Genomic DNA, 8810 nt, shown 5'->3' on the forward strand with positions numbered 1-8810 from the left:
GTCAGGCGCCCGCGGGAACGGCGAAGGCGCGGCAGGTCTGGGGGGAGACGGGTTGCAGCCGGACCGGCGTGCCGGGCGCGCGCAGCGCGGCGCCGGCCACGCGCGGCTCGGTCACCTTCACCTGCCCGCCATCGGCGGTGCGCACCTCGTAGACGACCACGGGGCCGAGCGGCAGGGCGAGTTCGACGGTGCCGGCGATCTGCTGGGGCGCCGCCTCGGTGGCGAGCCGCAGGTTCTCCGGGCGCACGCAGAGGATGGCGGGATCACCGGCGGCCAGCGCGGCGTCGGGGGTGACGGCGGAGAGCACGGTGCCGGCCTCCAGGGCCACCTCGGCGACGCTGCCGGAGGCGCGGACGACGCGGCCCCGCAACTGGTTGGCGCTGCCGACGAAGCCGTTGACGAACAGGGTGCCGGGACGGTCGTAGACGTCTTCCGGCGTGCCGAACTGCTCCAGCTTGCCCCGGCTCAGCACGGCGATGCGGTCGGCCATGCTCAGCGCCTCCTCCTGGTCGTGGGTGACCATGATGGTGGTGATGCCGAAGCGGCGCTGGAGCTGCTTGATCTCGATCTGCATGTCCAGCCGCAGATTCTTGTCGAGCGCCGCGAAGGGCTCGTCGAGCAGCAGGATGCTCGGCTGGATCGCCAGGGCGCGGGCCAGCGCCACGCGCTGCTGCTGCCCGCCCGAGAGCTGCTTGGGGAAGCGGTCGCGCATGGCGTCCAGCTTCACCAGACCCAGCATGGCCTCCACCCGCGCCCGCACGGCGTCGCGGGCGGCCCCCCGCGCCTCCAGCCCGTAGGCGACGTTCTGCGCCACGGTCATGTGCGGGAACAGGGCGTAGTTCTGGAAGACGATGCCGACGCCGCGCCCGGCGGGCGGCAGGCTGTCGACCACCCGGTCGCCGATGACGACACGGCCCAGCGTCTGCGCCTGGAAACCGGCGAGGATGCGCAGCAGCGTGGTCTTGCCGCAGCCGGACGGCCCCAGCAGGGCCACCAGCTCGCCAGCCTTGATCTCCAGCGTCACGTTGTCCACGGCGGTCGAGGCGCCGAAGCGGTGGGTGATGCCGTCCAGCGTCACCGCGACGCCAGCCGGCGCTGCGGGAACCTCCGCGGCGGGCTGCGGGGACGGGTGGCGGTGCGAACGGGCGGATTGGAGTGCGGCCATGGGGCGTGTCCTGGTAGGGCGCACCGGCGGGGACCCCCGGTGGCGCGTCGCAGGACAGAGGGAGAGCAACCCGCGTGCCAATCCCATGGGTTCGAGGCCGATCCGGCCCCGCACCCCCGCATACTCTGGTGTTCACCTCAAAGTCATCATTCGGGCGCGGCGCTAAGCTGGGCAGACTGCCCGCCGAATGTGCCTAAAATTTAAGCTGCTCCTTGACCCGCTTCCCTCAGTCGGCCCAGCGCGGCGGCGGCAAGGAGCGGAACGCCTCGCGGAGCGCCTGGGACCAGCCGTCGCTGATCTCCTTGAAGCAGGGATCGTCCTCGCCGATCCGCCGCTTCGTCTCCAGCTTCAGGGAATCGCGGCGGTAGGCGATCAGGTCGAGCGGCAGACCGACCGTCAGGTTGGAGCGCAGGGTGCTGTCCATGGAAATCAGCACCAGCTTCATCCCTTCCTCGATCGGCGTGTTGTGGTTCAGCGCCCGGTCGAGGATCGGTTTGCCATACTTGTGCTCGCCGATCTGGAAGAAGGCGTTGTCGGCGGTCGCCTCGATGAAATTGCCGGCGGCGTAGACGTGGAACAGCCGCACCCGGTCCCCGCGGATCTGGCCGCCCAGGATGATGGACAGGTCGAAATCCACCCGCTGCTCCTTCAGCGCGTGGCCGTCCCGCTTCCACACCTGACGGACGGCGGCGCCGACGAGTTGGGCGGCCTGGAACATGCCGTTCACACTGGAGATGGTGCGGATCTCGCCGTCCAGCTCCACCCCTTCCTGGATCAGCGCGATCACCGACTGGGTCAGCGACAGGTTGCCGGCGGTCATCAGGGCGATCATGCGGTCGCCCGGCTCTTCGAAGACATGCATCTTGCTGAAGATGGAGATGTGGTCCACCCCCGCGTTGGTGCGCGTGTCCGACAGCATCACCAAGCCGTCATCCAGATACAGGGCGACGCAGTAGGTCATGGTCCGTCCTCTCTCCTCCCAGCGGAAGCCGGCCCGCCCACGCGAAAAGGGGCGGCCGGCCGGCCGCCCCAGTGTATGCCGAAAAAGCCAGCACGCCGCAAACCCATCGCGGGAGACGGGACATCATGTCCCGCCTCGCCGCGATGCGCGGTCAGCGCTGCTGCCCGCCCTTCTCGTCCTGGTCGCGGTCCATGTCCTGCTGCCGCCGGTTCGCCTGGTCCTGCCCCTGTTGCCGGTTCTTCGGATTGTCCTGGGTCTGCTGCCCCTGCTTCCGCTCGTTCTGGCTGCCCATCTGGTTCGGGTTCCGTTCGTCGGCCATGGTGCTTCCTCCATTGTCGGTTCCGATGCCCGGCGGGCATGACGTGAACCAAGATGGCGATGGTACGCGCGGCGATCGGCCGGTCCCTACGATGGCAGGCGGTCATGTTCCGATTCGCTTGGAACCTGCGGGGTCCGGCGCAAGGTCATAGGCGAAAAAACATACTCCTCCGGCCGCCGTGCCCATTGACATCATGCGGGTACGTATGGTCTATCTTTCGTAGCGCTGCGAACAGCGTCAGGCCGGAGTCTAGGGAGGACTCGGTAGTCCGTGAAAGCAAGGGCGCGCCGCACAAAAACAAAGGCGCGCACACAATGCAACACGCTGCATGCCTCAAGCCCTCGCACCCCCGCAGGGCTTTGACGGCAGCAGCGTGTTTCACTTTCAGGGTCTTGCTTTCCACCAGACATTGCGGCTTTTTCTTGCTGCGACGCGCAAAACCATAGATGCGCCGAGCAAAGAAAAAGGCCGCCAGGATTGCTCCGGCGGCCCGAGTCTAGGGAGGAAACGCCCAAAAAGGCGTCAGTGAAACTAATATATTCCGCGCTGCAGCATAATTCAAGCCTCAATCGAACGACTCAGCCCGCGTCCATCGGCTCGGCTCCGGCCGCCGCCTTTTCTCCCTGAACCGCCGCAGGGCGCAGAGCCTGGATGACCGCCACCGCGGTGCGGCGGCTGTGATCGGCCAGCAGGGCGCCGGCTTCCTCGGCGTCGCGGCGGCGGAACGCCTTCATGAACCCCTCATGCTCGTCGACCGACTCCTGCCAGCGGCCGGTGTCGTAGTTGGCGAGGGAGCGGGCGCGCAGGATCTTGGCGGCGAAACCGGCATAGGTCGCCTCCAGCGCCGGGTTGCGGGCCATGGCGACGATTTGTGTGTGGATCTGCCGGTTGGTCAGGAAGTAGGCGGCACGCTCCCCCGCCTCGTGCTGGGTGACGAGCTGGTCGTGCATCCGGTCGAGCTTGGCGAACTCCGCGTCGGAGCCGTTGCGGCAGGCGAGCGTCCCGGCCAGCCGTTCCAGCGCGTCCATCACCTCGAAGATCGCGCCGATCTCGCCAGGGTCGACCGGGGCGACGATGGCGCCGCGGTGCGGGCGAAGCTCCACCAGCCCTTCCGACGACAGGACCCGCAGCGCCTCGCGCAACGGCGTGCGGGAGATTCCCAACTGCTCGCACAGCTGCACCTCGGGCACGCGGACGCCGGGCGGCAATTCCCCGTCCAGGATCATCGCCCGCAGCTCCTCCACCGCGGAATGATGCAGCGTCGCGCGGCGGATCGGCCGGGCCGGCGCCTTCATGGTCTTGATCCTGTCCATCCTGACCCACCACCCCCGAAAGTGCTGCATACTTGGGCATGCATGCCGAAATGATGCGCTCTGCCCAAAATTCAGGCAAGCACGCTTCCGCGCGGCCAGCCTTCGCTAGTATGCTCTAAACAGCTGAAAACGGCCAACAAATTGGCAATTATAATATTGTATACAATTTGGCACGGGCCTTGCGAAAGGAGGAGGGACGCAACCGCATCGGGAGCACTCCTTTCATGACGTTCCGGTCCCTCACCCTGACGACCGTCACCGCCGCCTTCCTCGCCCTCTCCGCCGCCGCCACCGCTCAGGCGGCCGACGCGGAGAAGCTGAAGCTGGGCTTCGCCAAATGCGCCCATTGCCTGCCGATGGCGCTGACCCCGGAACTCGCCAAGGGCGTGGAGATCGAGGCGATCAACTTCAACTCCGGCAACGACGTGCTGACCGCGCTGGTGTCGAAGAGCATCGACATGGCCCAGGTCACCTACCTGCACTACATCACGGCGCTCGATAAGGGCTTCGACGTGGTGGCCGTGTCCGGCCAGGTGAACGGTGGGTCGGAGATCGTCGTCGGCAAGGGGATCACCCTGAAGGCCGATGATTGGGACGGGCTGAAGACGCTGATCGCTGAGCGCAAGGAGAAGGGCGAGCCGCTGCGCGTCGCGGCGTCGCGCGGCAACGCGCAGGACATCCACATGCGCGGCGCCCTCCAGAAGCACGGCATCAACGTCAACAAGGACGTGCAGTTCATCAACATCCCGAACCCGTCCGACCACGCCGCCGCCCTCCAGCGCGGCGAGGTCGACGTGATCTGCACGGTGGAGCCCTTCGCCTCGCAGATCCGCCAGACCGGTGTCGGCACGCATTTCGCTCTGCCCTATGACCAGGCGGCCGGCAACCTGACCAACCTGATCGTCACCCGCTCCGACGTCATCAAGGACCACCCGAAGGCGGTCGAGGCCACCGTCGGCTCGGTCGTCGCCCTGGTCGACAAGCTGAAGTCCGACCAGACCGTGTGGGTGGACGTCATCAACAAATACACCGGCATGGACAAGGCCGTCGCCGCCGAGGCGCTGAAGAACGCCTCCCCGGATTACGCCATCCACAAGGACAGCACGCTGGCCATCGCCACGATGATGCGCGAGCTGAAGTACATCTCCAACGACGTCACCGCCGCCGCGGAGAAGAACCTCGATTACACGTTCCTCGAAGCCGTGACCAAGAAGCCGAAGAGCGAGCTGGGCTTCTAAGAGCAACCGCTCAATGCCCTCTCTCCTCTGGGACGAGGGCTCAGGGCGAAACCTACGACTGCTTTTCGACGGGATAGGAAAACCGGGCCATGACGGCATTGTCGAAATCCTGGGAGCGCGCCGTCGTTCCTCTCTTCATCCTCGCCGCCTGGGAGGTGTTCTCCCGGTCCGGCTTCCTGCCGGCGGCGCTGCTGCCGGCCCCGTCGGTGGTGCTGCACACCTGGGGCGACTGGATCTTCGGCTTCGACGAGACCTCGCAGGGCAACACCGGCCGCTGGTTCGCCGACGCCCTGTCCAGCGCCACGCGCGTCGCCGCCGGCTACGGCATCGCGGTGGTCAGCGGCGTGCTGCTGGGCATCGCCATCGGCTGGTGGCGCTGGGTCGAGCGCACGGTGGAACCGACCATCCAGATGCTCCGCCCGGTGCCGCCGGTGTCGTGGATCCCGCTGGCGATCATCTGGTTCGGCATCGCCAACAAGCCGGCCATCTTCCTGGTGTTCCTCGGCGCCTTCTTCCCGATCCTGATGAACACCATCCACGGGGTGAAGACCGCCGACCGCAACCTGATCCGCGCCGCCTCGATGATGGGCGCCACGGAGCAGCAGCTTCTGCGCCACGTCGTGTTCCCCGCGGCCCTGCCCAGCATCTTCGCCGGCCTGCGCATCGGCATCGGCGCGGCCTGGATGCTGACCGTCACGGCGGAGATGGTCGCGGTGAAGAGCGGCCTCGGCTACGTGCTGTGGGACAGCTACTACTTCCTGCGCTACGACCTCGTGCTCGCCGCCATGGCCAGCATCGGCCTGCTCGGCTACGCGACCGACGCGCTCATCAAGGTCCTGATGTCCGCCGCGCTGCACTGGCAGCACGGCTCCACGCTCCAGAGCCGGGAGGGCTGAGCGATGGCTTCCATCGAGCTTCAGAACATCACCAAGATCTTCCGCGACGCCAAGCGCAAGCGCGACCTGCTGGCCATCGACAACGTCAGCCTGTCGGTGGAGAGGAACGAGTTCCTCTGCCTGCTCGGCTCGTCGGGCTGCGGCAAGTCCACCCTGCTGAACATGATCGCCGGCTTCGAGAAGCCGACGGAGGGCACCGTGACGGTGGGCGGCAAGCCGGTGGACGGCCCCGGCGCCGACCGCGGCATGGTCTTCCAGCAGGCCAACCTGATGCCCTGGCTGCCGGTGTGGGAGAACGTCGCCTTCCACCTGCGGCTGAAGGGCTGGCGCAAGGCCGACCGGCGCGACGCCGCCCAGGAATACATCGACATGGTCGGCCTGCGCGGCTTCGAGAACCACTTCCCGGCGGAGCTGTCGGGCGGCATGAGCCAGCGCGTCGGCATCGCCCGCGCCCTGCTGCTGAACCCGCAGGTCATCCTGATGGACGAGCCCTTCGCCGCGCTCGACGCCCAGACCAAGATGGACATGCAGGAGGAGCTGGTCGCCATCTGGCAGAAGCAGCGCTGCACCGTCGTCTTCGTCACCCACAGCGTGGACGAGGCGCTGGTGCTCGGCACCCGCGTCGCCGTGATGACCAGCCGGCCGGGCCGCATCCGCGAGCTGATCGCGCTCGACCTGCCGCGCCCGCGCGACACCACCGGCCCGCGCTTCAACGACCACAAGCGCCACATCCTCAACCTGATCCGTGAGGAGGGCATGCAGCAACGGCAGGCCGCCGTCGCGTGACCGGCCGGCTCGATCTGCTGCTGACCGGCGTCACCGCCCTGACCGGCGAGGCGCTCGGCAGCGTCGTGGACGACGCCGCCATCGGCATCCGCGACGGGCGCATTGTCCATCTCGCTCCGGCATCGCAGGGGCTTCCCGCCGCCGCCGAGATCCGGCATCTGCCGGGGCGGGTGGTCACGCCGGGCTTCGTCAACGCCCACCTGCACGCCGTCCTGGTGATGGTGCGCGGCGTGGCCGCCGACCTGGGCTTCGCCCCCTCCTACACGCCGGGCGTGCCCAAGGGCACCGACGCCACGCCGGAGGAGGCCCGCGCGCTGGCCCGGCTGGGCGCGGTGGAGGCCCTGCTCGCCGGCTCCACGCTGATCTGCGACCATTTCGTCCACGCCGACGCGACGCTGGACGCCATCGCCGACCTCGGCCTGCGCGTCCATGCGAGCTGGCGCGTCCACGACGTGGATTTCGCCCGCGTGGCCCAGGGGGAATGGCGCTTCGACCCGGCCATCGGCAGCGACCTGCTGCGGCGGACTCTGGACCTGCATGACCGCTGGAACGGCGCGAACGGCGGGCGCATCCGCGTGCAGATGGCCGCGCACGCGCCGGACACCTGCTCTCCCGCCTTCCTGCGCACCCTCGCCGACGAGGCCGCGACGCGCTCCATGCACGTGAACACCCATCTGGCGCAGAGCCGGGTGGAGGTGGAGCGGGTGAAGGCGTCCACCGGCCTGACCCCGGCGGAGCTGCTGGACGAGTGCGGGCTGATGAACGACCGGCTGCTCGCCACCCATTGCCTCTATGTGGAGGACGCCGACATCGCCCGCCTCGCCCGCGCCGGGGCGCACGCGGTGCATGTGCCGAAGTGCAACGCCGCCTCGGGCCGGCTGGCGCCGACGCCGAAGCTGAAGGAGGCCGGCGTCAATCTGGCGCTGTGCACCGACACGCAGCACGGCGACATGGTCGAGGCGATGCGCTGGGCGCTCGCCACCGCGCGTATCCAGCAGGGCGGAGTCACCGCCGCCTGGCAGCCCGCCGACGTCTTCCGCATGGCGACGCTGGGCGGCGCGCAGGCGGTCGGCATGGCCGACGAGATCGGAACGCTGGCCCTGGGCAAGAAGGCCGACCTCGTCGTCTTCGACACCCGCCGCCCGCATCTGCGCCCGCTGATGAACCCGCTCGGCACGCTCGTCCACACCGCGCAGGGGCGCGACGTGGAGATGGTGCTGGTGGACGGCGAAACGCTGGTCGAGGACGGGCGTCCCGTCCGCGCCGACCTGAACGAGATCTGCACCGAGGCCGACAAGGCCGCCCGCGCGCTGTGGGCGCGCGCCTGACCGAAAGAACCATGGATATGAGCAACCGCGTCCTTCTGGGCATGCTGACCCCGTCCTCCAACACGGTGCTGGAGCCCGTCACCTCCGCGATGCTGAGCGGCCTGCCGGAGGTGACCGCCCATTTCGGGCGCTTCACGGTGAAGGAGATCTCGCTGCGCGCCGCGGCGCTGGACCAGTTCACCGACGCGCCGTTCCTGGACGCCGCCCGGCTGCTGGCCGACGCCCGGCTGAACGTGATCGGCTGGAACGGCACCTCCGCCGGCTGGCTGGGCTTCGCGGCGGACGAGAAGCTCTGCGCCTCCATCGAGGCGGAGACGGGCATCCCCGCCTGCACCTCCATGCTCGCGCTGAACGAGATTCTGGAGACGACCGGGCGCAAGCGCTTCGCCATCGTCAGCCCCTATCTGCACGAGATCCAGGAGAAGATGGTCGCCAACTACAACGCCGCCGGCTTCGAGGTGGTGGCGGAGCGGCACCTGAACGACCGCGGCAACTTCTCCTTCTCCGAAGTGAGCGAAGAGACCATCGAGCGCATGTGCCTGGAGGTGGCGGAGTCCAAGCCGGAGGCCATCGCCATCATCTGCACCAACATGCGCGGCGCCCCGGTGGCGGAGCGGATGGAGAAGGCGCTGGGCATCCCCGTCTACGACACGGTGTCCACGGTGGTGTGGAAGGCGCTGCGCATGACCGGCGTGGACACCCGCCGCGTCGAAGGCTGGGGCAGCCTGTTCCGCGAGCTGCATGGCTGAGGGCCTGAAAATGCCCTCGCCCCTCTGGGGAGAGGGAGGGGACCCGTCGCGCAAG

9 protein-coding genes are annotated in these 8810 nt (G+C 68.3%); 5 read left to right on the forward strand and 4 right to left on the reverse strand.

The annotated features are described in order from the left end of the window. Position 1: 1 nt before the first annotated feature. The 4 genes from GBZ26_RS23495 to GBZ26_RS23510 all read right to left on the reverse strand — a co-directional run bounded on the left by GBZ26_RS23495 (position 2) and on the right by GBZ26_RS23510 (position 3758). Positions 2–1165: an ABC transporter ATP-binding protein gene (locus GBZ26_RS23495; RefSeq protein WP_211104922.1), complete on the reverse strand. Its 1164-nt coding sequence runs from the start codon at positions 1163–1165 to the stop codon at positions 2–4. A 226-nt stretch (positions 1166–1391) separates the two neighbouring features. Continuing rightward, positions 1392–2126 carry a proteasome-type protease gene (locus tag GBZ26_RS23500; RefSeq protein ID WP_174440925.1) on the reverse strand — a complete coding sequence of 245 codons (735 nt, stop codon included), beginning with the start codon at positions 2124–2126 and terminating at the stop codon, positions 1392–1394. A gap of 151 nt (positions 2127–2277) precedes the next feature. Beyond that, positions 2278–2445, reverse strand: a complete 168-nt coding sequence (locus GBZ26_RS23505) for a hypothetical protein (RefSeq protein ID WP_167555933.1) — start codon at positions 2443–2445, stop codon at positions 2278–2280. 578 nt (positions 2446–3023) lie between these two features. Next, positions 3024–3758: a GntR family transcriptional regulator gene (locus GBZ26_RS23510; RefSeq protein WP_237907305.1), complete on the reverse strand. Its 735-nt coding sequence runs from the start codon at positions 3756–3758 to the stop codon at positions 3024–3026. Between the two features lie 224 nt (positions 3759–3982). On the opposite strand from GBZ26_RS23510, the gene GBZ26_RS23515 reads away from it, so the two are divergent. The 5 genes from GBZ26_RS23515 (at position 3983) to GBZ26_RS23535 (ending at position 8755) form a co-directional block, all read left to right on the forward strand. Next, positions 3983–4996 (forward strand): ABC transporter substrate-binding protein, encoded by a 1014-nt coding sequence (locus tag GBZ26_RS23515; protein ID WP_174440926.1) that lies wholly within the window; start codon positions 3983–3985, stop codon positions 4994–4996. A gap of 89 nt (positions 4997–5085) precedes the next feature. Continuing rightward, positions 5086–5892 (forward strand): ABC transporter permease, encoded by an 807-nt coding sequence (locus GBZ26_RS23520; RefSeq protein WP_040136228.1) that lies wholly within the window; start codon positions 5086–5088, stop codon positions 5890–5892. Positions 5893–5895: 3 nt separating this feature from the next. After that, positions 5896–6678: an ABC transporter ATP-binding protein gene (locus tag GBZ26_RS23525; protein WP_174440927.1), complete on the forward strand. Its 783-nt coding sequence runs from the start codon at positions 5896–5898 to the stop codon at positions 6676–6678. After that, positions 6675–8006, forward strand: coding sequence for an amidohydrolase family protein (locus GBZ26_RS23530; protein WP_174440928.1), 1332 nt, complete (start codon positions 6675–6677; stop codon positions 8004–8006). Before GBZ26_RS23525 ends, GBZ26_RS23530 begins: the two co-directional genes overlap by 4 nt. 17 nt (positions 8007–8023) lie before the next feature. Beyond that, on the forward strand, positions 8024–8755 hold the full coding sequence (locus tag GBZ26_RS23535) for a maleate cis-trans isomerase family protein (RefSeq protein ID WP_174440929.1): 732 nt from the start codon (positions 8024–8026) through the stop codon (positions 8753–8755). Positions 8756–8810: the final 55 nt, after the last annotated feature.

This window comes from Azospirillum formosense (assembly GCF_013340925.1).
GTDB classification, from domain to species: Bacteria; Pseudomonadota; Alphaproteobacteria; order Azospirillales; family Azospirillaceae; genus Azospirillum; species Azospirillum formosense.